The sequence below is a fragment of the Gordonia jinghuaiqii genome (assembly GCF_014041935.1).
In the GTDB taxonomy this organism is placed as follows: Bacteria; Actinomycetota; Actinomycetes; order Mycobacteriales; family Mycobacteriaceae; genus Gordonia; species Gordonia jinghuaiqii.
On sequence record NZ_CP059491.1, the window covers coordinates 2,696,425 to 2,718,942 of the forward strand.

Below are 22,518 nucleotides of genomic sequence, written 5' to 3' on the forward strand. Positions count from 1 at the left end.
TCGGCCCGGATCCGCCCCGTTCCCGCCGTATGATCGTCGACTGTGACGCGATCCGATCCCGAGCAGCGACTCCGGGATCTCCGGCTGCTGCGGCAGGTCCGGGACCGCATCGATCGTGAGTACGCTGAGCCCCTCGACGTCGAGTCGCTCGCCCGCGGGGTGAACATGTCGGCCGGCCACCTCAGCAGGCGGTTCCGGCAGACCTACGGCGAATCCCCGTACTCGTATCTGATGACCCGTCGTATCGAACGCGCGATGACCCTGCTGCGGCGTGGGGATCTCAGCGTGACCGAGGTCTGCTTCGAAGTCGGGTGTTCGTCGTTGGGGACGTTCAGCACCCGGTTCACCGAACTCGTCGGGGTGCCTCCGACGGTCTATCGCGAACAGTCCGCCGACGCCACCGACGGGATTCCCGCCTGCCTGGCCAAGAACATCACCAGACCGATCAGGAATCGAGAAGCGCCGCGGACCTGAGCCTGCCTAGCCTGATCGGTATGAACATCAGCATCCAGTACACCTTCCTCCCGCACACCGACGGCGACGCCGCACTCGGCTTCTACCGCGACCTGCTCGGCTTCGAGCTCCGCAAGGACGTCGGCTACGAGGGCATGCGGTGGCTCACCGTGGGGCCGCCGGATCAGCCCGGCACATCGATCGTTCTCCATCCGCCGGCCGCCGACCCCGGAATCACCGAGGCGGAACGCCAGACGATCCTCGAACTCATCGCCAAGGGCAGTTATGGCGCGGTCACCCTCGCCACCGATGACCTCGAGGGTTTGTTCGGCAAGCTGCAGGCGAACGGTGTCGACATCGTGCAGGAACCGATGGACCAGCCGTACGGCGTCCGCGATGCCGCGGTGCGCGACCCCGCGGGCAACCTCATCCGGATCGACCAGGTGAGCTGAGACGTGTGCGGACCCGGTCGACGCCCGCCGTCGTCGGCATTCACCGACCTCCACCGTGTCGACCTCCACCGTTCCGAACCCGACTGTGCCGCCTCTAATCTTGCGCACGTTCCGGCGGAATCGCGCCAGGTGCTGGTTAGATCGACCGGGAGTCCGCGCCCACACCTCGATTCCGATCGTTCACACGCCCGGCGAGCCGCCGCCCCGATGGAGACCCGATGAGCCCCGCCACACGCACCACACCCACAGCCCGCCCGGTGAACGACCGGGCCGCCGATGTCCATCTGACAGACGTTCATCCCGCCGATGTCCACCCCGCCGACGCGCACGACACCATCCGCGTACACGGGGCCCGGGAGAACAACCTGAAGAACGTCGACGTCGTGCTGCCCAAGCGGCGCCTGACCGTGTTCACCGGGGTGTCGGGGTCGGGGAAGAGTTCACTGGTCTTCAGCACGATCGCGGCCGAGTCCCAACGCCTCATCAACGAGACCTACAGTGCCTTCGTCCAGGGGTTCATGCCGTCGATGGCGCGCCCCGACGTGGACATTCTCGAAGGCCTCACCACGGCGATCATCGTCGACCAGGAGCGTATGGGGGCCAACGTCCGGTCGACGGTCGGCACGGCCACCGACGCCAACGCCATGTTGCGAATCCTGTTCAGCCGGTTGGGAACTCCGCACATCGGTTCGCCGCAGGCGTTCTCGTTCAATGTCGCCTCGATCAGCGGGGCGGGGGCGGTGACGATCGAGAAAGCCGGTCAGAAGGTCAAGGAGCGGCGGAGTTTCTCCGTCACCGGCGGCATGTGTGCCCGCTGCGAGGGACGCGGCAACGTCTCCGATTTCGATCTCACCGCGCTCTACGACGCGTCGAAGTCGCTCAACGAGGGCGCACTCACCATTCCCGGTTACTCGATGGACGGCTGGTACGGCCGGATCTACCGCGAGTGCGGGTTCTTCGACCCCGACAAACCCATCGCGAAGTACACCAAGAAACAGCTCAACGACCTGCTGTACAAGGAACCTACGAAGATCAAGGTCGAGGGCATCAACATCACCTTCGAGGGACTGATCCCGAAGATCCAGAAGTCGATGCTCACCAAGGATCGCGAGGCGATGCAGCCGCACATCCGCGCATTCGTCGACCGCGCCATCACCTTCGCGACCTGCCCCGACTGCGAGGGCACCCGTCTCACCGCGGAGGCCCGCTCGTCGAAGATCAACGGCATCAGCATCGCCGACGCCTGTGCGATGCAGATCAGCGACCTCGCCGGGTGGGTCGCACAGCTCGACGACCCGTCGGCCGCCCCGCTGATCGAGGCGCTGCGCGAGCACCTCGACGCATTCGTCGACATCGGTCTGGGCTATCTGTCCCTCGACCGCCCGGCCGGCACACTGTCCGGCGGAGAAGCCCAGCGCACCAAGCTGATCCGGCATCTGGGTTCCTCGCTGACCGACGTCACCTACGTCTTCGACGAACCGTCCATCGGACTCCACCCCCACGACATCGCCCGGATGAACGACCTGCTGCGGGCGCTGCGGGACAAGGGCAACACGGTGCTCGTCGTCGAGCACAAGCCCGAGGTGATCGCCATCGCCGACCGGATCGTCGACCTCGGGCCCGGCGCCGGCACCGACGGCGGCGAGATCGTCTTCGAGGGCACCCTGGACGAACTGGGCTCTGCCGACACCCTCACCGGACGCCACCTCCACGACCGCGCGAGGGTGAAGCCCGACGTACGCACGCCCAGTGGACACCTCGAGGTGCGCGGCGCCGACACCCACAACCTGCGCGACGTCGACGTCGACATCCCGCTCGGGGTCCTGGTGGTCCTGACCGGTGTCGCGGGTTCGGGTAAGAGCTCGTTGATCGACTCCTCTGTCGCCAAGACCGAGGGGGTGGTGTCCATCGACCAGAGCGCCATCAAGGGATCCCGTCGATCCAACCCGGCGACCTACACCGGTCTGCTCGAACCGATCCGCAAGGCGTTCGCGAAGGCCAACGGCGTCAAACCTGCTCTGTTCAGCGCGAATTCGGAAGGTGCGTGCCCCAACTGCAACGGGGCGGGCGTGGTGTACTCCGATCTCGCGATGATGGCGGGCGTCGCCGCGCCGTGCGAGGTGTGCGAGGGCAAACGCTTCCAGGCCGAGGTCCTCGAGTTCACCCTGGGTGGTCGCAACATCAGCGAGGTCTTGGAGATGTCGGTGGCGCAGGCCGAGGCGTTCTTCGCCGACGGCGACGCGAAACTCCCGGCGGCGCACAAGATCCTGAACCGGATGGTCGATGTTGGGCTCGGTTACATCAAGGTCGGACAGCCTCTGACGACACTCTCCGGCGGCGAGCGCCAGCGGCTGAAGCTCGCGAGCCACATGGGGGAGAAGGGCGATGTCTTCGTGCTCGACGAGCCGACCACCGGACTCCACCTGGCCGACGTCGAGCAACTCCTCGGACTGTTGGACCGGCTCGTCGACGCGGGCAAATCCGTGATCGTCATCGAACATCATCAGGCGGTCATGGCCCACGCCGACTGGATCATCGACCTCGGGCCGGGCGCCGGTCACGACGGCGGCCAGATCGTCTTCGAGGGCACCCCGGCGGACATCGTCGCCGACCGGTCGACCCTGACCGGACAGCATCTGGCCGAGTACGTCGGCGCCTGATCGTGCCCGGTGTTCCGTCCTGCTCAGCACCTCTGCTGAGCAGGACGGAACCCTCGGCCGGCTGTGTTCACACTGTGGACTTGTCAAAGATCGAATGCGGTCCCGGCTCGGTGCTTGTACGTCGGGTGCGAGAAGGTGCTACGCGAAAGCTGATGTCATGCGGCGTCGTCGAGTCGCATGGTGCGGCGGTTGTAGGCGGGGTGGGGTCGACGCTGTGGGTCGATCTCGACGGGCGGGATGAGCCATGGGTGTCGATCGAACCCCATGACGACATCCCATCCGTGGTGATGGACCTGCGTGTGGCACCTCTGACACAGAAGGCAGCCGTTGTCGAGGTCGGTGTTTCCGTCGTCGGCCCCTCTCCGATCACCTGCGTGACGTTGGCGCGAATCTCTGTCTTCGAGTCATCCGTGACGCTGTGATGAAGCGTGTTCAACGACCGATCGTCGGCCGCGGGAATGCCGGCGTCCTCCGAGTCGGCCAGGGTGTTGCCGATGCGCCGAGCGCACTCCTGGACCTCGGCCGGCGTCGCTCCCGACAGTACTCGAGTGACGAGGTGCGATTCGTAGGTCACGCGGTCGTCGTCGGATATGCCGGCAGGAGAACGCTTCTCGATGTGCGCGATTCCCCTGATAGTGGCGTCGACGACCTCGGCCGCCAATCGGCCCTCCGCGGCGTGAGCGTTCACCTTGCCGAGTGCGTCCAACCCCGTCAGCGCACGCATCACCCGAGAAGCAGTAGATGGTGGGAATCCCATCTCGATCAGCAGCCTCTTGGTGGTGGACCCGGATCTCTCCGCTACACGCGCATGGTCGAGTTGCGCCGAGTGCCTGACGATCTTGTGGTCGATGACGTTACGCATCAGTCGTAGCGTGTTGAGTTCTGCGAAAGTCTTTGCCCCGGAGGCATCGTCAGCCGGAGGGACGATCTCGATCAGCGTGTCGATAAGGGAATCGAGCTCTGCCATGACTCCCATGTACGCGAACATTTGTTCGAGCACCAGGTTATTCCACAGCCCGCTCAATCATGAAAACTGTCGTGAGTCAACATTTTTCACCTTTACTAAGAACTTTCGCGCCTCCAGTGAACAGAAGTCACAGGTGTCACAGAAATCGGAAGATAAGTGGTGGGTCCCCGACTTCTTTTGACATCACGGTCAACCGGTGGCCTGGCCGTCGTCCGCCGGATCGACGACAAAGACCACATAGAGATCGCCGACCACGCCCTCGGTCGGGGTGCCCGCTGGAACCGCCCCCGGCACGACCATCGGGAAAGGTCCGGCCGGCTCGAGCCGGCCGAGCTGTCTCACGATTCCGGTGACCGTCCCGGTCGGTGCGCAAGTCGACCCCGAAACGGTGAGGCGGTCATCGCCGAGATCGATCCGGATTCGTTCCCCCTCGTACGGGACAGCCTTTCCCAGGAACGTTGCGGGACCCATGATCGTGAGCGTCCGGCGTCCTTGATCCGCAGCGGCTCGGGCTCGGGCCGCGTCCTCTGCGGTCGGCTCGGCCAGCACCAGCTCGTCGAGAACCACCTCTACTCCGCCGGGAACCAGCACGGTCCCGTCGTCCTGAACCAGATCAGCGGGGAACTTCTCGACCGCAGTCACGGGCTGCCGGAGCTTGACGTGGCGTGGTCGCTCTGGGTCGGGAACGGGCTCATAGAAGAGCTGATGTACCGAGGAGACCTCCCCGGTCGCCTCGACACCTGCCGGGGAGTCGTCGTGCCACGACAGCGTGAGCGCGATCGGTTGGCCGAGTGGATCGCCGTGCGCCGGGTCCCATCGAGCGGAGATGCCACCCGCGACTACGACGTCACGGTCGCGATCCCACCGGGTGACTACGTCCTGCCCGTCCGGTGCGGGATACGCCGACAATCGCCCGGTCAACGTCTCGCCCACGCGGGGAGGCCTTCGGCAACAGCCGAATTCGAATGCGTCAATGCCAATGGGAACGCGCAACAGATCTGCGCGAGAAACATGATTCATCGTAGTCATCGGAAGTTCGACGATCCGTAGCGCGAAGGCAACGGGTTCCGATGCACCCGAGCAGAGGGTACTGCGGGATACGCCGGGTTGTGAACCCCGCACAACACCTCACACACCCGACGACCCGGTGTGAGTTCACTGTTACGTCGGCCTTGCGACACGACAGCCTCGCCGCAACGGTATTCCGACAGAGTTCCGTCATGAACAAACAACTTCTGGAAGAAAGCCTCGTACTCGTCGATCTCCCTGATTCCGGCCTCACCGTCCGCTTCTACGAGATCCTGTTCGACCGCTATCCGGCGGTCCAGCCGATGTTCCAGCGCGACACCCGAGTGCAGGCCGAGATGCTGCGTACCGCGGTGGTCTCGGTGCTCGATCACCTCGACGACGCCGAGTGGCTCACCACCAACCTCCACGCACTGGGTCGTCGTCATGCCGACCTGGGTGTGACCCGGCCGATGTACACCGCCGTCGCCGAGTGCATGATCGCCGCGATGAGTGAGATCGGCGGCGACTCGTGGACACCGTCGATGACCGACGCGTGGGGAGAGGCTCTGGGCGCGGTGGCCACCATCATGCTCGACGGCTATCCGGATGAGATCGCCACCGACGGGCTCGCGGCCGATGTCGTCCCCACCGACGACCGGGCCACCGAGGACCGGGCCACCGAGGACCGGGAGACCGAGGAACGGGAGACCGGCGCCGCCTGAGTCCGCGCCGGTCTGAGTCCCACCGGACCGCGGGGTCGACGCCGCCCCCGCGATCACCCCTCCTCCCGCGCGATACGATCCCGCTCGGAAGAGAGGGCTCGTGACAACTGCAGTGAATGTCCGCGGCGGGGTGGATCGCTACCTGCGTTCCGCCCGGGCCCGGTGGGCCGTGCTCGTCGCTTTCGGGATCAGCGCGGCGGTGGCCGTGTTCATCCTCCCGAATCAGCCGCCGACGCCGTACCGGATCGATTTCGACGTCTATCGCATGGGCGGGCAGGTCCTCGTCGACGGCGGTGACCTCTACGGCATCCTGCCGCAGCTCGCCCAGGGCGCGTATCTACCGTTCACCTATCCGCCGCTGGCTGCGGCGTTGTTCTCCGTGTTCACCCCGATCCCGCTGTGGCTCGGGCAGATGCTGTTCACCGCGGCGTCCATCGCCTGTCTGCTGCTGGTGTGCCGGATCGTGCTGTCTCACCTCACCGCTCGGCCGGCGGCCGAGTTGTGGTGGCTCGCCACCGCCGCGACGACTGTCGGCCTGTGGCTCGAACCCGTCCGCGACAGCCTCAATTTCGGCCAGATCAACATCGTGCTGATGACACTCGTCGTCGTCGACGTCCTGGTGGGGCGGGGCCGGTGGTGGGCCGGTCCGCTTGTCGGCCTGGCCATCTCGATCAAACTGACCCCCGCGGTGTTCCTGCTGTTCTTCTTCCTCCGACGGGACTGGCGAACCCTCGGCGTCGCGGCGGTCTCGGCGGTGGGTTACGCAGGCCTCGGTTACCTGATCGCGCCCACTGCGTCGGTCAGGTACTGGACCGACACACTGTTCGACACCGACCGCATCGGGAGTCCGCACTTTGCCAACAACCAGTCGATCAAGGGCGAGCTCGGCCGCCTCGGCATCGACTCCGACGTCGCCTGGTTCCTCGTGTCGCTGGCCATCGGGCTCTTCATCGCGTGGGTGGCATGGCGGTTGCTCGCCGTCGACGCGGTGGTTCCGGCCCTGACCACGGTCGCGTTCGCGGCATTGTTCTGTTCCCCGGTCTCGTGGGATCACAGCTGGGTGTGGGTCGTGCCGCTGCTGATCACACTGGTCCATCTGGCCACCCGGGATGGGGCGTCGACACTCTGGTGGTGGCTCGCCGGAACCGGGGCGGTCATCTTCGCGGTGGCCCCCCATCAACACATCCCGCAGCGCTACGACGCGGAGCTGGCGTGGACGTGGTGGCACCACCTCGTCGGGTCGTCGTACCTGCTCTGGGGCCTGGCCGTCCTCATTGCGTTCGGCCTGCTCGCCCCTCGTCTCACACCGACGCGACGCCCGACCGGCACCGTCGTACACCCGCGCTGAGAGCCCTCCCGAAACACACCCCTTGAAACAACCGCTAGAATCCGTTCCAATGGTGCATAGTGACGTAAGGCACATCGGAACAACCGGGAGTGGTAAGTGATGGCTAGTCGGAAGAAGCAAATCCAGGGCGTCCTGGCAAAGGCAAGCAGTCTCTACCCGAGTTCGGAGCGTCCGCTGGCCGTGCCGCCGCCCGGGTCGGACCTCAAGCCGGTCATGGGCGACCCGGGAATGCCGTACCTGGGCAACACCCTCGAGGCGCTGGTGGATCCGCTGAAGTCGGCGATGGACCGCTTCGAGAAGTACGGCCAGGTGTCCTGGTCGGGTGCCCTGGGCATGAACATGGTCACGCTCGTCGGCCCCGACGCCATCGAGGCCGTGTGGATGAACCGCCAGAAGGCGTTCTCCAGCGAACTGGGCTGGGAGCCCATGATCGGTCCGTTCTTCCGTCGAGGCGTGATGCTGATGGACTTCGACGAGCACATGCAGCACCGGCGCATCATGCAGCAGGCGTTCAGTCGTCCCCGCCTCAACGGCTACCTCGACATCATGACCCCGCACATCGAGAAGACGCTGGCCAACTGGCAGGTCGGCAACGGCTTCCACATGTACTCGCGGACCAAGGACCTCACCCTGTCGCTGGCCACCGAGGTCTTCATGGGTGCCCATGTGAGCGAGTCCGAGGCCCACCGTCTCGAGCTCGCCTTCGAGGCAGCGGTCCGCGGTGGCCAGGCCATGATCCGCAAGGACGTCGGCAACTGGACGTGGGCGCAGGGTCTGCGCGGACGTGAGGTGCTGCAGGAGTACTTCCGCTCCGAGATCCCGCTACGTCGCGGCACCGACGGCGACGACCTGTTCACCGTGCTCTGCAACTCCGAGAGCGACGAGGGTGAGTCGTTCACCGACGAGGACATCGTCAACCACATGATCTTCGTGATGATGGCCGCTCACGACACGAGCACCATCGCGCTGTCGATGCTCACCTACTTCCTCGGCCGGCACCCCGAGTGGCAGGAGCGTCTGCGCGAGGAGTCGCTCGCACTGAACAAACCCACCATCGACTACGACGACGTGGACAAGCTCCCGAGCATGGAACTGGCGTTCAAGGAGACGCTGCGCCTGAACGCGCCGGTCGGCATGCTGTTCCGGATGGCGATCGAGGACACCGAGATCTGCGGGCATTACATCCCCAAGGGCACGCTCCTCGCCATCCACCCGTGGGCGACGATGCTGCGCAAGGAATGGTGGCCCAACCCCACCCGTTTCGATCCGGAACGCTTCTCGCCCGAACGTCGCGAGGACAAGGTGCACCGTTTCGCGTGGGCCCCGTTCGGCGGTGGCGCACACAAGTGCATCGGCCTGTATTTCGGTGGGATGGAGGTCAAGTCGATCCTCCACCAGATGCTGCAGCGCTTCGAATGGGACGTCCCGGCCGGCTACAAGCCCACCCTGACCTACGGCACCGGACCCACCCCCGCCGACGGTCTGCCGATCAACCTGCGACATCGCAAGATCTAGTCACCCCGACCGACAGTTCCGCCCGGCGACTCTTGGGTCGCCGGGCGGAACGCTCTGCTGGTTGAGCTGGTGAGGAGCGCCAGCGACGAACCGTGTCGAAGCCAGTGCCCCCGCACTGACGACCCCGTCTGCTGGTTGAGCCGGTGAGGAGCGCCGGCGACGAGCCGTGTCGAAGCCAGCACCCCACGCAGCTACGACGCCGCGAGGATACTGATCTCGAAGACGAGCGTGTCGCCGACCTCGATGCCCGCGCTCGGGTTGCCGCTGGCGTAACCGTCGGCCGACGTCATCGCGACGCCCACCTTGGAGCCGACCTTCTGTCCGGCGATCGCCTTGCTGAAGCCGGGGATGACGCCGTTGAGCGGGAAGTCGACTGGGGTGCCGCTCGCGTAGGCGTTGTCGAATTCCTCGCCGGTGCGTCCGTTGACGCCGACGTAGCAGACCGACACCGACGCGGTCTCGGGCACGATCTCCCCGTCGCCCTCGACGAGCGTCTTGACCTGGGTCTCGGTGACGCTGAACGGGGTGTCGATGGTGATCTTCGGGGCCGTGGTGGCGGTGGCGGCCACCATCTGCAGTCCGCCGGTCGCGCCCCGCTCGGTCCACTGCGGCGTGGCGTCATCCTTGGCGGAGGCTGTCGGGCAGCGATCGGCGGCGCCGCTGACCGGAGCGTTCACTTCGTCCGACGACCACTGCGCAAGCAGGTTGTCGGAGTAGTCGGTCAGCACAACGAGATCGGGTCTGTAGGTGACCTGTTCGACGTCAGTCTGGTACCCGTCGTCATCGCGGTGCTCCAACGTCCACTTGGCTTGCTGACCGGCCACCAGGCTGCCGGCATCCGAGCGGGCATTCCCGTCTCGCGACGAGTCGGGGCGCGGCGATAGACGCTTACCGTTCCGATAGGCGCGGATATTGTGGGAACTGTAATAGAACTTGCCGTCCTTGCCGACGATGCGGACTTCGATCCCATTGTCGATCATGTTCACTTCGACCAGTCCGGTGCCGCCACCGTAGGTGACGAGCGCGGCCTGTCCATCCTTGAACGAAGCGCTTTCCGGCAAGCCTGAAGGAGGCTCCTCGGGGTACTGATGGGTGCGGTACACCCCGTTGTTGGACCCCGCGTGGAGGAGTAATGGGTCCCCGTCTATCGCTTTCCCTATCGGAAGTCCGTGACCGATGTCGGAAAAGTCCTCGTCGGTGATGTCGGTGCCTTGCTCGCCATCACAGAAGATGTCGATCAATCGGTCAGTGTTTCCGCCTCCGTGGTAGTTCCGCTCCGGCGCTTTGCTGGGTACGCAATGAGCGGGGTTCTGGGGGTCACCATTCCCGGGGATTCCCACTGTGTCCGACGAGCACCCGGTGACGGTCACCAAGGCGAGTATGGCGACAGCGGTGAGGCCGGCTGCGTGCTTGCGTGTCATGGTCTCTCCCGGTGATGGTTAGGGCTGTACGAGGCTGTCGCACACCGAGCCAGTGGGCTCGCCGTCTGTTGACCCGCAACCACGCAATCTGGCTACTGCGATGGCAATACACCCGGCCGCCGAGTTTTCATGGTCCCAAGCGTGCGTACTTGTCGAGTCGACGAATCGTACACGGGAACCTGCGCACCGGGCGTCAGACTGGTTCGGCGAGTGCTGAACTGGACTCGTCGACAGGTTCCGCCCTGATCGAATCCACTAGCGCGAGCTCCGTTGCTCGGCAAGAATCGCCGCCGCACGCGTGATGTCGGCGCGCACCGCGCGAGCCGCCGGCCACCTGGCCGCGTTCAGGACCAGGCCGCCGGCAGCCGGGACGGTCAGGACCGCCTCGGCGTGCACGTCGGTGCCACCGTCGGATCGTTCCTCGAAGGTCAGTGTCAACACGGCGTCCACCGACCGCCACCGTCCGATCTCCTGCCACACCCGGTGCGGCCGGCACTCGGTGACCTCCATCCGCGGTGTCACCCCGGGGACCACGGTGACGTCGGTCCAGCTGGTGCCGACGTCACCCGCCCGTTCCCCGACGCCGCGCAGGTCGTCGATCCTGCGCAGACTCGACTGCCACTGCGGCCGGTTCGTCGGGTCGGCGAGGTAGTCGAACGTGACCTCGATCGGGGTGGTGAACCCGACGACGGTGTCGAGTACGGGGACACGGGCGGGGGAGAACATCAGCCGATGAGTGCGGCGAGCTGCTCGACCTCGGCGACGCTGCCGGGTGAGACCAGCATCGTCGTGACGCCGCACGACTCCCAGATCTTGATCTGCTCGCGCACGTGGTCGGCGTCGCCGACGATCGCCGAGTCCTCGACGACGGCATTCGGGATGATCTGTGCCGCTTCGTCTTTGCGGTCACTGCGGAACAGCTCGGTCACCTCGTCGACGACGTCGGCGTACCCCATCCGTCGGTACACCTCGGCGTGGAAGTTGGTGTCCTCGCTGCCCATTCCGCCCATGTACAGCGCGAGGAACGGTTTGATCGCGGCGAAGGTGGCTTCGCGGTCGTCGGTGATGACGATCTGGGCGGTGGCGCAGATCTCGAAGTCCTCGCGGCTCCGCCGGGCGCCCGCCCGCGCGAACCCCTCGTCGAGCCAGGAGTTGTAGGTCTCGGCCATGCGCGGGGTGTAGAACAGCGGCAGCCATCCGTCGGCGATCTCCGCGGCCAGCGCGACGTTCTTGGGTCCTTCGGCGCCGAGCATGATCGGGACGTCGGCGCGGAGGGGATGGGTGATCGGCTTCAGCGGCTTACCGAGCCCCGACGCGCCTTCTCCCGAGAACGGCAGGGGATAGTGCGGTCCGGCGCTGGTGACCGGCGCTTCGCGCGCCCAGACCTGACGCATGATGTCGATGTACTCGCGGGTGCGCGCAAGCGGTTTGGCGAACTTCTGCCCGTACCAGCCCTCGACGACCTGCGGCCCCGAGACACCGAGACCGACGATGTGCCGTCCGCCGGACAGGTGGTCGAGGGTCAGGGCCGCCATGGCGCACGCCGTCGGTGTGCGCGCCGACAGCTGCAGCACCGACGTCCCGAGGCGGACCCGTTCGGTGGACGACCCCAGCCACGCCAGCGGGGTGTAGGCGTCCGAGCCCCAGGCCTCGGCGGTGAAGATGCTGTCGAAACCGGCGGCTTCGGCCGCGGCGACGAGCTCGGCGTGATGGGTGGGCGGCTGCGCACCCCAGTATCCGAGTTGCAGACCGAGTTTCACCGGGCGACCCCGCCTTCGGTTTCGGCGGCCGCCTCGGCGGCGATCTGGTCGAACTGCTCGCCCATGGCCTCGGCGACGGCCTGCGCACCCGACAGCGGCCGGACCATCACCATGAGGTTGTCGATCTTGCCGTGCGAATCGACGTGGATGAAGTCGCAGCCGGTGACGCGTTTGCCGCGCACCGTGGCCTCGAAGACGAGTGCCGAGTCACGCCCGTCGGCGTCGTTGATCTCCCGGGTGTACAGGAAGTCCTCGAACACCCGCAGCACACCGCGGAGGATGGCCGACGTGATCGCTTTGCCCGGGTACGGCTTGAACGCGACCGGGCTGATGAAGACCACGTCGTCGGCGAGCAGGTCTCTCATCGCCTGTTCGTCGCGTGCCTCGACGGCCTCTCGGAACTGCTTCATGCGTCGACCTCCCTGTCGATGGTTTCCCGCTCGACGCTAATCGATGCCGTGCGACGGGGGCCAGGAGTACGAGCAACGCCGCGCCCAGCAGTCCGATCCCGCCCAGCCGGTTCCGGTGATCGGTTCGGCGATCACCCCGGCGAGTTCGGCGGCACGTGGACGGTCGGTCACCTGTGCGCGGCTGCGCGTCGTGCGGGCTGCGGGTTGCGGGCGTAGAACTCGAGATGCCTGCGGGCGGCGTCCTCCCAGGTGAGCGAGGACGCCAGCGCTTTGCCTCTGGCGACTCGCTCGGCGTCGGGTGTCAGCGCCGCGTCGAGAGCGCCGGCGAGTTCGGGCACGGTCGACGCATAGGTGACGGTGTCGCCGAACACTTCCCGCAGGATCGGCAGATCGCGCGTGACCACCGGCCGGCCCGCGGCGAGCGCCTCCATGGCGGCCAGACCGAATCCCTCCTTGACCGACGGGAACGCGAAGACCCGGCACGCCGCGACGAGGGCCGGGAGGTCGTCGTCGGCGACCGCGCCCAGCACGATCGGTTCCACGTCGAGTTCGGCACGCCGCCTCTCGAAGTCGGCGCGATAGTCCCGGTAGTCGAACAGCGTCTCGCCGCCGGCGAAGACGAGCTTCAGCTCCGGGTGACGTTCGCGCAGCCGCGCATACGCGTTCAGCAGGTCGATGCTGCCCTTGCGGGGTTCGATCCCGCCGACCGCGAGCACGTAGCCACCGAGCCGGTCCGACCAGCGTCGTCGAGCCTCGACGGCGCCCGGGGCGTCCGACGCGGCGTCGGCAAACCGATGGTAGGCAACACCATTGGGTATCACCGTGGGCGTCAGTCCCCAGCCCTGCTCGACCTCGCCGGCCACCGCCCGCGACACACAGATCCGCGCATACGGCGTCACCACCGCCTTCTCGTGACAGTCGACGAGGATCGGGGTGGTGAACTGGTCGAGATGGTGGATCGTACGGATACACCGGCCGACAGCGTTGGCGCTGATGCAGTCCTGAGCGTGGACGATGTCGTAGTCGGTCGGATCGAACGCCGTCCGCAGCGCGTCGATGGACCGGACGATGCGTTCGGTGATCGTCTCACCCGGCGTGTCCGCGAACGGCACCAGACTCACGCGCACCGCGGGATCCACGGTGCGGAAGAAGCCGTCGTCGCCGCCCCGGGCCAATGACCAGACCGTCACGTCGACGCCGAGGCGCGCCATGGCCTCGGCGAGGTTGAGCGTATGCACCACACCGCCACGCGGTTTCGTCGAATAGGTGAGCAGCGCGACGCGCATCGCAGGGAAACCGTTGTCACTCATGACAGCTCGATTCCGGTGGTCGAGCGGTAGGTGTCCGGCCGGAGTTCGGCGAGGTGACTCAGCACCCGGCGGGCGCGGTCGACCTCGGCGTCGACGTCGACGGTTGCGGTGGCCAGACCGCCCTTGGACCGGGTGGTGGAGAGGATGTCGCCGCCGGGGCCGACGACCTTGGCCTGCCCGAGGAATCGCAGCGACCCCATCACCCCGGTCTGATTCGACGACACGACGAACACCTGGTTCTCCGCGGCGCGAGCGCAGTCGTAGAGATCGAACAACCGGGACTGCCGGTCGGCGGGGAGCCGGGCGGCCCGGTCGGTGACGCTGGCCGGCCACGCCGACAACGCGGCCACGATGCGGGCGCCGTCGAGGGCGAGGGTCCGCGCCGATTCGGGGAACGTCTTGTCGTAGTCGATGAGCATGCCCATGCGTCCGATCGGGGTGTCGAAGGCCCGGAACTCGGCGCCCGCCTGGTAGGCGAGCGATTCGCCCGCGGGCTGGTGGACCTTGCGATGCGTGCCGAGGATGCCGTCTCCGGACACGCAGACCGCGGTGTTGTAGCGGCGATCGGCGACGGCCTCGGTGTAGCCGATGCACACCGTCGTGGGGCCGGCTGCGGAGATGATCGCGGCGAGCTCGGGACCGTCGGGGTCGAGCGCGGGCGGCAGCTGTTCGGGGTCGGGATGGCGGAGGTCGCCGAGGTATCCGCCGAGGGTGGCGTCGGGAAACACCAGCAGGTCGACGCCGTCACGAGCGGCGGATTCGACGATGCCGACCGCCTTGGTGACCCCGCGTTCGACGTCGCGCCCGAAGTGCGCGGCGAGAGCGCCCAGTGTGACGGTCGTCATGCGGGAACTGTACCGACCACGACGCCGTGATCGGTCGGATGGACGCGGGTCACGCGGCCCCCAGGCCGGTGACCGTCGACGACACCGCGACGGTCACCACGCCGTCGGGCCAGCGCAGCCGCACACCGGGCTGCTCGGTGAGCCGGCCGCAGTCGGCGATGGACACCGGACCCGGCGCGGGCACGGCGGATCGTGACTCGCCTGGCCGGTCGGCGGTGATCATCGCGTAGCCGGGGAAGCAGGTCAGCCAGGCGCCCATGGACGCCCCGCGCGGCCGGGGTACCGCGGTGACGTCGAGTTCGGCGCCGGTACCCGACGCCTCGGCGAGCATTCCCAGGGTGCCGGCGATGCCGGCCATGCTGACGTCTTTGGCGGCGGCGGGGGAGACCGCGGCCAGGTGGCCCGCCATCGCGCACAGTTCGTCGCTGCGTCGTGTGCTCGTCGAATCCCATTGCCGGTCGGCATAACCGGGTCGCCACGAACCGCCCAGGTCGACGTGCAGGGAGACGGTGTCCCCGGCGGTGCCACCGCCGGCCCGCAGCGGATGCGCGGTGGTGCCGAGTGCGGTCACCGACAGCGCCGACGGCACGCCCACCTGGGTGTGACCGCCGAGAACCGGTGTGCGCCAGACCTGTGCGGCCGCCGAGATCCCGCGGATGATGCGGGTCAGATGTGACGTCGTGGGTGCGCCGACCGCGTCGAGAAGCCCGATCGGCGCGGCGCCCATCGCGGACAGGTCGTTGATGTTGACCAGCACCGAGCACCAGCCCGCCCATTCCGGGTCGCGTTCGATCATCGACGGGATGATCGCATCGCAGGCGGCGATCACATCGGTACCGGGCAGGGGAACTCCGTCATCGCCGCGGAACCCGGCCGCGCCGAGCCCGCCCGGCTGGTCGGCGAACGGTGCGAGCGCCTCGGCGAGCACCGCTTTGGTGCCGTCGACCGTGCGTTGGATGCGATGGACCGGCCACCGCATCTCGCGGTGAGCACGCCCGGCAAGTGTCTCCCCGGCCCCGCAGTCGTCCCAGCCGAGGCGCGCGAACATCGGCGCGTACCGGTCCTGCACGCTGGCGTCGAAGCGCACCGCACCCAGCTGTTCGACGTGCGCGCAGGCCGCCCGGACCAGTGCGGGCCCGATCCCCGCCGCGGAACCGGAATCGGCGACCACGAGCCGGCTGCCGAACCACCAGCCGATGTCGTCGTAGGTCGAGCCTTCCCATCGCCGCGGTGCGACGCGGACCCCGCCCACGATCGTGCCGTCGGAGGTCGTCGCGATGAGCACGGCGGTGTGCGGGTCGTCGTCGGTGTCGTCGAGGTCGGTGCGCGGGAACAGTTCTTGCCGGTCGACGAACTCGCGGTGACGCAGTGCCCGGTACGCGGCGTGTTCGGCGGGGCTCTCGGCGACGGTGATCAGGAACTCCGAGCGAGTGACCACGCGCCGTCGCCCGGAGAGGATCGACAACTCACCCGACCTCTGTTCCTTGAGTAGCCCCGGAGCTTGCGGAGGGGCGTATCGAAAGGATCTCTCCACCTCAGCCACCCACCGTTGGCAGGATGCTGCACGCACCACATGCGGCACAGCCGGCGCGCTGATCGGCACCGGACATCCCGATCAGGGTGAGATGTGCGGCGACCTCGCGGCTGATCTTCTCCACGATCGCCGGGTCGGGTGCGGGTGCGTCGTCGACGTCGACGGCCAGGGTTCCGGCGTGACGCCGGAACGGGACGATGAACGGGTAGACCCCGAGGTCGGCGAGTTCTTTGGCGCCGGCGATCATCTCGTCGGTGTCCTCACCGAGCCCGACGAGGAGGTAGGTCGAGACCTGGTTGCGCCCGAACACGCGTACGGCCTCGAGCCATGCGGCGCGGTACTCCGACATCGGTACCGACGACTTGCCTGGCATCCACCGGCGTCGCACGTCGTCGTCGAGGGATTCGACGTGGATGCCGATCGCATCGGCACCGGCCTCCCGGAGTTCGGTCAGGACCGACAGGTCGGCCGGGGGTTCGCACTGCACCTGGATGGGGAGCCCCGGTACCGCAGCCTTGATGGCCCGCACGCATCGCGCGAGGTGACGGGCGCCGCGGTCGCGTCCGGCCGTCGTGCCGGTGGTCATCACCATCTGGGTCACGCCGTCGAGTTCGACTGCGGCGCGGGCCACTTCGGCGAGTTGTTCCGGCTTCTTCACGGTGATCGTCGATCCGTTGCGGATGGACTCCTCGATCGAGCAGAACCGGCACCGCTGGTCCTCGCCGTAGCGGATGCAGGTCTGCACGACGGTCGTCGCGAGGACGTTTCGGCCGTGGAGGCGCGCGATCTTCTCGTAGCTGATGCCGTCGGCGGTCTGCAGGTCGTAGAAGCGCGGACGCCCGATCGCCGACACCTCCACGCCCACGTCGACGCCGTCGTAGAGGACGCGCTCACCGTCGAAGACGAACGGGCTCTGCGGGTTCCGTGGGATCGCCGCGTGCAGGCCGTCGACCATCAGGTGACCGTCGTCGCTGGGTCCTGCTCCGCCCGTGCGCTGCAGGGGAGGTTCGCCGCGAATCCCGAGCAGTGCCAGGTCAACTCGTGTGGATACCGTCATGGGTACTCCTCTTTCTGCTCCCTGAGGAGCCCGGCATTCACGTGTTGGGTCTACTGCGCTGCGGCGAGCCGCGGCACTGCGGCTCGCACATCCTCGACGATGTGCTCGGCGACGTACCGCGCGTCGCGGTCGATGCCGAGGAACCGTCCCGATCCCCACGTGTGCATCCACGGCAGTCCGACGAAGCTCAGCCCCGGGACCTCGGTGATCCCGCGGGTCTGCATCGGCCGGCCACCGCCGTCGAAGGCGCTGGCCTCGATCCACCGGTAGTCGGGGCGGTAACCGATGGCCCAGATGATCGAGGTGACCCCGGCGGCCGTGAGGTCGAGTTCGGTGGGCTCACCGTCCGGTCGCCAGACCGGTTCGTAGCGTGTGGGTTCCGGTGCGTCGATGCCGTGGGCCTCGATGTGCCGGTCGATGTCGCCGCAGATCGAGTTGTAGACGGCGTCGGCCCGGTCGAGGGCAGCGGTGAGCGTCGGCGCGAACCGCAGTGTCGAATCCTTGCCGTCGGTCAGCGTTCCGTACAGCGACATCCCTTCGGTGGCGAAGCGACGCAGATCGATGTCGCGGCCGCCGTCGCGGCCGGTGACGTAGTGGTTGGTCTTCTCCTGAGCCGCGCGGCCGCCCGGGTATTCCTGGGTCGGCGTGTCGTAGAGGCCCATGTCCGACAACCAGGTCATGCAGTCGCGGCCGCGATAGAAGCGTGCGACACGAGGTGCGTTGCCGATCGCCAGGTGGACTCGACGTCCGGCGAGATGCAGGTCCTCGGCGATCTGGGTGCCCGACTGTCCGGATCCGACGACGAGCACCGCACCGTCGGGAAGCTGCTCGGGAGTGAAGTACTCCTCCGAGTGGACCTGATGCACAGCCGGATCCAGCGACGCGGCGAACGGCGGGACGACCGGCAGCGGATAACCGCCGGTCGCGATCACCGTCTGGTCGCAGGTGATAGTGGTGGTGCCGTCCGGACCGTCGAGTGTCAGCTCGAACCGATCGCCGTCGAGACGCTGCAGCTTGGTCACCGTGGTGTGTTCGACGAGGGGAGGCTCGAAGGTGTCCAGCCAGCCGTGCAGCCACTCGACCACCTCGTCGCGGGTCATGAACCCGTCGGGGTCGGGACCGTCGTAGGAGTAACCGGGCAGGCGGCAATGCCAGTTGGGCGTGACGAGTGTGAAGTTGTCCCAACGCTTGTCGGCCCAGGCGTGTACCGCGGTGTCGGCCTCCACGACGAGGTGTTCGACGCCGGCGCGGCCGAGGTACCAGCTGACCGACAGCCCGGCCTGGCCGCCGCCGATGACGACGACCGGAACATGTGTGTTCATGACTCCTCCTGGGAGTTCAGATCGCCACCGCTGGTTGCACTACCACCGCTGGTTGAGCCGGGACGACGCGAAGCGACGCCCTCCCCACCGCTGGTTGAGCCGGGGTCCCCACCGCTGGTTGAGCCGGGGCCCCCTCCGCTGGTTGAGCAGGGGAGGAGCGAAGCGACGACCCGTGTCGAAACCACCTCCGCACCCGGCAACGGCGGGTACATCGACACCACCTCGACCTCAGCGGTTCCCGCATGTCGCGCGGCGTCGTCGGCGATGGCCTCGGCGGACGCGGCAGCCGATGTGCACGCGAACCCGAACTTGGCGCGGACGCGGGCGCTGGCCTCGTCGAGGGCGGTGGTGGCCCGTGTCCGGAAGTCGTCGACGCGGTACACACCCGGCGAGAGGTGGTCGTGCAGGACCAGACTGGGGGAGTAGTACTGGCGGGCGACGCCGTCGGGCCAGCGCACCTCGATGGTCATCTCAGGCATGGGCGAGGTCCCGCCAGGCGAGTTCGTCGGCCGAGTCGGCGTCGACGAGGAGGCCGTAGACCTCGGGTCGACGGTCCCGCAGGTGGAACATCCCGGCGCGCATGGCGGTGAAACTCTCCGCGATGTCGACCTCCGCGACCGCCATCCCACCGTCGAGAAGTGTTGTGTCGAGGATGTTTCCACCGGGGTCGACGATCTTCGCGTTACCCACATAGCGCAGCGACCCGAAGGTCCCGCTCTGGTTCGACGCCACCCAGAACACCTGGTTCTCCAGTGCGCGGGCCGTGTCGAAGAGGTTGAACCGGTAGGTCCAGCGGTCTTCCTGCAGGTTCTCGGCGGTCGCCGTGCGGGCCGCAGGCCAGGCGGAGAGGCTGGCGATGATCTCTGCGCCTTTGAGTGCCATGATGCGTCCGGCTTCGGGAAAGGCCTTGTCGTAACAGATCTGGAGGCCCACCCGGCCGACCGGGGTGTCGAAGACGTCGTATCCGGTTCCCGACGAGTACGACATGTTCTCGCCGAGGGGCTGATGCACCTTGCGGTAGCTGCCGTAGATGCGGTCACGGTCGAGGACGGCCGCGGCGTTGTACCGCGTCTGTCCGTCCTCGCCGAGTTCGCAGAACCCGATCGCCACCACCAGATCTCCGACGATGGACTGCACCCGCGCGATCTCGGGGCCGTCGAGGGAGATCGCCGGTGGCAGCGACCCGGAACTGTTCTTGCGTGTGTCGCCGTGGTTGCCCAGCGATGACAGGTATCCGCCGATCGCGGCCTCGGGGAAGACCAGGAAGTCGACGCCGCGCGACCGCGCTTCGGCGACATACTGTTCGATCGTCGCGTAGTTCTGCTCGAGATCGCGGGTGAAGTTCGCCGCGACGGTTCCGATGGTCGTCATGATCTTTCCCAGGGTCGGTGATGTCGGAAGATGGATACCTGCTGGTCAAGGGCTCCGCCGGCTGTGCCGGGCCTCCCCGCTGGTTGAGCCGGTGAGGAGCGCTAGCGACGAGCGTGTCGAAACCACTCGCGCCCAGCAGGTTCGGTAACTCAGACCATGTAGGTCGAGTTGATGATGGCGCCCTTGCGGGCGTAGTGGATGAGGGCGTCCTGGACGTCGAGCGGATGCGCGGGGATGACGCCTTCGATCAGGTCTTCCTCACGTCCGCCGTGCAGGGCGAGCCCGAAGCGGCAGCAGAACACGGTGCCGCCCTCGCCGATGAACGTCTCGAGTGCGTTGTTGATGTTCTGCTCACCCGGGAATCCCGAGTCACCTGTCGTCGGAAAGCCGCGCGTGGCAAGGCAATTGATGGCGCCGGGGCCGTAGAAGTACATGGCCGAGTCAAAACCCTTGCGCAGCGCGCGAGTTGCCTGCAGCACGGCGACGAAGGACACCGACGACTCGTGTGCGATGCCGTGTACCAGGGTGAAGTAGGACTCGCCGTCCTCTGCCTGGTAGTCCGGGAAGATCTTGGTGCCGCCGTAGATGTTGGAGCCCTTGGGCAGGGAGGGGTGGGGAATCTCCGCCAGCGACGCGGCGATGTTCTCGGTGATGGTTTCGTCGAAAGAGGGCACGAGTACTCCTGGAGAGGGCGAGACGACGGCGCCTGTCGGCGCGGCGTGGAAGAGAAGGGTCGGGCATCATTGCCCTGGAGGGTGAATCCGAGTGGTGTGACCGGATGGCCGGCCTCATCGAGTAGCGCAACTGCTTGCTACGACACACAGTTCACCCGGCGGTGATTACCGATTGGTTACCGGCGGAATAAATGAACGGCCGGTCGGCGTAACACGAAGTCTCGGTGGCGGAGTCGTGCCTTGGACGAGTCCAGCGCCCGGGAGCGGCCGAACGGATGTCCTTCACGCAAAAATCCGACGAACCGGTCGGGTCGGGGGTCTGACCGGTTCGTCGGACGAGACCAAGCATATCGCCCGTGCAGGGCGTGGTCGAGCGAGTTATCCGCAATTCTGAGACTTGTTGACCACGGAATCCGACATCAGGTGTTCTCTGATGCCACTGCCTTGTGGGGGACGACGGCCCGGCCGATCAGTGCGTCTGTGTGGCGTCCGGATCGGCGGCCACGTGTGTCGCCGCGAGCTCTCGTAGTGCCCGGTAGACGCGTCGGGACGATTCGGCCCAGGGCATCAGGATGGGGAAGACGTGGAACATGCCCTGCTCCTCCATCGCGTAGGTCGGCACCTCGGCGGCCTCGAGCCGTGACACGAAGTCCCGGATGCCGTCGCGGAACATCTCGTCGCTGCCCCAGCAGACGAACGTCGGGGGAAACCACTCCGGCTCGGGTTCGGCGTTGACGATCGAGACCCGCGCGTCGTTGGGTTGCACGCCGTGGAGGTACGGGGTGACCGGGATGTTCCACGGCAGCACGTCGTACTGGGCGTTCTCGGTGATCGACGGATGGTCGAGGTCCAGGTCGATCTCTGGTGAGAACAACGCCAGCGCACCGGGTTTCGGCAACCCCTGCGCATGGAGATGGGCCACCAGCGATGTGGCCAGGCCACCACCGCCCGAGTCGCCGGCGACGATGATGTGTTCGGGGTCGACGCCCCGCCCCAGGAGGGCCTGATAGACGTCGGCGGCGTCGACGACGCCCGCGGGGAAGGGGAATTCGGGGGCCATGCGGTAGTCGGCGATGAACACCTCGAAGCCGGTGATCGCCACCACCGATGACGCGAAGGCCGAGTACATGATCGGCGAGGTGCCGATGTACCCGCCGCCGTGCAGGTAGAGGATCGTCGCCGCGATCTCCTCCTTGTCGTCGGCGTCGTCGACGTAGGCGTCGGTGCTGGCCTTCGCGCGGCACCACAGGCCGGGGACGCCGCCGATCGTGTCGTTGGTCAGTTCGACGCCGTCGGTCAGTTCGACGAAGGGCGGCATCACGACGCGGCAGATGTCGTCGAGGATCTTCTCCATCGACCGGAACTCCTCGATCGGCAGCCCCATCGAGTAGCCCATGAACGAGCGGATCACCTGCCGGGTGACCGACTGCCCGAGGTTGTCGAGCAGTCCCGCCGGCCCGGAGAACGGCTTGCGGAACGGTACCCGCGCCAGTCCGGTGAGCAGGTTCTGCGCGAGTCCGACCACGGCCAGCGTGGCCACCGGCCCTGACGCGGTCTGGACCTCGGGACGATCAGCCATCACCATGCTGTTCAGGGTAGCGACGACCGGCGTCCGCGGCTGGACACCCGACCCACCGGCTGGGGTGCCGTCGGACCGGCGTGGCAGACTACCTCGGGTCCTCTTGTCCC

The 22,518-nt window shown here is 67.0% G+C and carries 20 protein-coding genes and 2 pseudogenes; 6 read left to right on the plus strand and 16 right to left on the minus strand.

Going from position 1 to position 22,518, the window contains the following annotated elements; translation table 11 throughout:
* Positions 1-42 precede the first annotated feature (42 nt).
* The 3 genes from H1R19_RS12010 (at position 43) to H1R19_RS12020 (ending at position 3,565) form a co-directional block, all read left to right on the plus strand.
* On the plus strand, positions 43-474 hold the full coding sequence (locus H1R19_RS12010) for a helix-turn-helix transcriptional regulator (protein WP_188330186.1): 432 nt from the start codon (positions 43-45) through the stop codon (positions 472-474).
* A gap of 20 nt (positions 475-494) precedes the next feature.
* Positions 495-905: a VOC family protein gene (locus tag H1R19_RS12015; protein WP_219849118.1), complete on the plus strand. Its 411-nt coding sequence runs from the start codon at positions 495-497 to the stop codon at positions 903-905.
* Positions 906-1,123: 218 nt separating this feature from the next.
* Positions 1,124-3,565 (plus strand): ATP-binding cassette domain-containing protein, encoded by a 2,442-nt coding sequence (locus H1R19_RS12020; RefSeq protein ID WP_219849119.1) that lies wholly within the window; start codon positions 1,124-1,126, stop codon positions 3,563-3,565.
* A 155-nt stretch (positions 3,566-3,720) separates the two neighbouring features.
* Here H1R19_RS12020 and H1R19_RS12025 read toward each other — a convergent pair.
* Both H1R19_RS12025 and H1R19_RS12030 read right to left on the minus strand, forming a co-directional pair.
* Positions 3,721-4,532 (minus strand): annotated as a pseudogene (locus H1R19_RS12025) (hypothetical protein).
* Positions 4,533-4,721: 189 nt separating this feature from the next.
* Positions 4,722-5,465: a hypothetical protein gene (locus H1R19_RS12030; RefSeq protein ID WP_244970678.1), complete on the minus strand. Its 744-nt coding sequence runs from the start codon at positions 5,463-5,465 to the stop codon at positions 4,722-4,724.
* A 287-nt stretch (positions 5,466-5,752) separates the two neighbouring features.
* Between H1R19_RS12030 and H1R19_RS12035 the strand changes: the two are divergent.
* The 3 genes and pseudogenes from H1R19_RS12035 to H1R19_RS12045 all read left to right on the plus strand — a co-directional run.
* Positions 5,753-6,163, plus strand: a pseudogene (locus H1R19_RS12035) (globin domain-containing protein); the annotation flags it as partial.
* A 199-nt stretch (positions 6,164-6,362) separates the two neighbouring features.
* On the plus strand, positions 6,363-7,610 hold the full coding sequence (locus H1R19_RS12040; protein WP_219849121.1) for a glycosyltransferase 87 family protein: 1,248 nt from the start codon (positions 6,363-6,365) through the stop codon (positions 7,608-7,610).
* Positions 7,611-7,709: 99 nt separating this feature from the next.
* Positions 7,710-9,125: a cytochrome P450 gene (locus H1R19_RS12045; RefSeq protein WP_188330191.1), complete on the plus strand. Its 1,416-nt coding sequence runs from the start codon at positions 7,710-7,712 to the stop codon at positions 9,123-9,125.
* Positions 9,126-9,316: 191 nt separating this feature from the next.
* Here the strand turns inward: H1R19_RS12045 and H1R19_RS12050 are convergent, their stop codons facing one another.
* The 14 genes from H1R19_RS12050 to H1R19_RS12115 all read right to left on the minus strand — a co-directional run bounded on the left by H1R19_RS12050 (position 9,317) and on the right by H1R19_RS12115 (position 22,414).
* Positions 9,317-9,829, minus strand: coding sequence for an FKBP-type peptidyl-prolyl cis-trans isomerase (locus tag H1R19_RS12050; protein ID WP_244970987.1), 513 nt, complete (start codon positions 9,827-9,829; stop codon positions 9,317-9,319).
* A 972-nt stretch (positions 9,830-10,801) separates the two neighbouring features.
* The gene (locus H1R19_RS12055; RefSeq protein WP_219849122.1) at positions 10,802-11,272 is read right to left on the minus strand and encodes an SRPBCC family protein; all 471 of its coding nucleotides are present in this window, start codon (positions 11,270-11,272) and stop codon (positions 10,802-10,804) included.
* Positions 11,272-12,306: an LLM class F420-dependent oxidoreductase gene (locus tag H1R19_RS12060; RefSeq protein ID WP_219849123.1), complete on the minus strand. Its 1,035-nt coding sequence runs from the start codon at positions 12,304-12,306 to the stop codon at positions 11,272-11,274. Before H1R19_RS12060 ends, H1R19_RS12055 begins: the two co-directional genes overlap by 1 nt.
* Positions 12,303-12,716 (minus strand): nuclear transport factor 2 family protein, encoded by a 414-nt coding sequence (locus H1R19_RS12065; protein WP_188330194.1) that lies wholly within the window; start codon positions 12,714-12,716, stop codon positions 12,303-12,305. Before H1R19_RS12065 ends, H1R19_RS12060 begins: the two co-directional genes overlap by 4 nt.
* A gap of 36 nt (positions 12,717-12,752) precedes the next feature.
* Positions 12,753-12,887 carry a hypothetical protein gene (locus tag H1R19_RS23350; protein WP_257865640.1) on the minus strand — a complete coding sequence of 45 codons (135 nt, stop codon included), beginning with the start codon at positions 12,885-12,887 and terminating at the stop codon, positions 12,753-12,755.
* Positions 12,884-14,002, minus strand: a complete 1,119-nt coding sequence (locus H1R19_RS12075; RefSeq protein ID WP_219851626.1) for an MSMEG_0565 family glycosyltransferase — start codon at positions 14,000-14,002, stop codon at positions 12,884-12,886. Before H1R19_RS12075 ends, H1R19_RS23350 begins: the two co-directional genes overlap by 4 nt.
* A gap of 20 nt (positions 14,003-14,022) precedes the next feature.
* Positions 14,023-14,871, minus strand: coding sequence for a carbon-nitrogen hydrolase family protein (locus tag H1R19_RS12080; RefSeq protein WP_219849124.1), 849 nt, complete (start codon positions 14,869-14,871; stop codon positions 14,023-14,025).
* A 49-nt stretch (positions 14,872-14,920) separates the two neighbouring features.
* Positions 14,921-16,336, minus strand: coding sequence for an MSMEG_0567/sll0787 family protein (locus H1R19_RS12085; RefSeq protein ID WP_244970679.1), 1,416 nt, complete (start codon positions 16,334-16,336; stop codon positions 14,921-14,923).
* A gap of 70 nt (positions 16,337-16,406) precedes the next feature.
* Positions 16,407-17,462 carry an MSMEG_0568 family radical SAM protein gene (locus H1R19_RS12090; protein WP_219849126.1) on the minus strand — a complete coding sequence of 352 codons (1,056 nt, stop codon included), beginning with the start codon at positions 17,460-17,462 and terminating at the stop codon, positions 16,407-16,409.
* A gap of 50 nt (positions 17,463-17,512) precedes the next feature.
* Entirely contained in the window at positions 17,513-18,784 is a 1,272-nt protein-coding gene (locus H1R19_RS12095) for an MSMEG_0569 family flavin-dependent oxidoreductase (protein ID WP_219849127.1), read from the minus strand.
* On the minus strand, positions 18,781-19,263 hold the full coding sequence (locus tag H1R19_RS12100) for an MSMEG_0570 family nitrogen starvation response protein (protein WP_219849128.1): 483 nt from the start codon (positions 19,261-19,263) through the stop codon (positions 18,781-18,783). Before H1R19_RS12100 ends, H1R19_RS12095 begins: the two co-directional genes overlap by 4 nt.
* Positions 19,256-20,155, minus strand: coding sequence for a carbon-nitrogen hydrolase family protein (locus tag H1R19_RS12105; RefSeq protein WP_219849129.1), 900 nt, complete (start codon positions 20,153-20,155; stop codon positions 19,256-19,258). Before H1R19_RS12105 ends, H1R19_RS12100 begins: the two co-directional genes overlap by 8 nt.
* 149 nt (positions 20,156-20,304) lie before the next feature.
* On the minus strand, positions 20,305-20,829 hold the full coding sequence (locus tag H1R19_RS12110; RefSeq protein WP_219849130.1) for an MSMEG_0572/Sll0783 family nitrogen starvation response protein: 525 nt from the start codon (positions 20,827-20,829) through the stop codon (positions 20,305-20,307).
* Positions 20,830-21,298: 469 nt separating this feature from the next.
* Entirely contained in the window at positions 21,299-22,414 is a 1,116-nt protein-coding gene (locus H1R19_RS12115) for an alpha/beta hydrolase (RefSeq protein ID WP_219849131.1), read from the minus strand.
* Positions 22,415-22,518 lie beyond the last annotated feature (104 nt).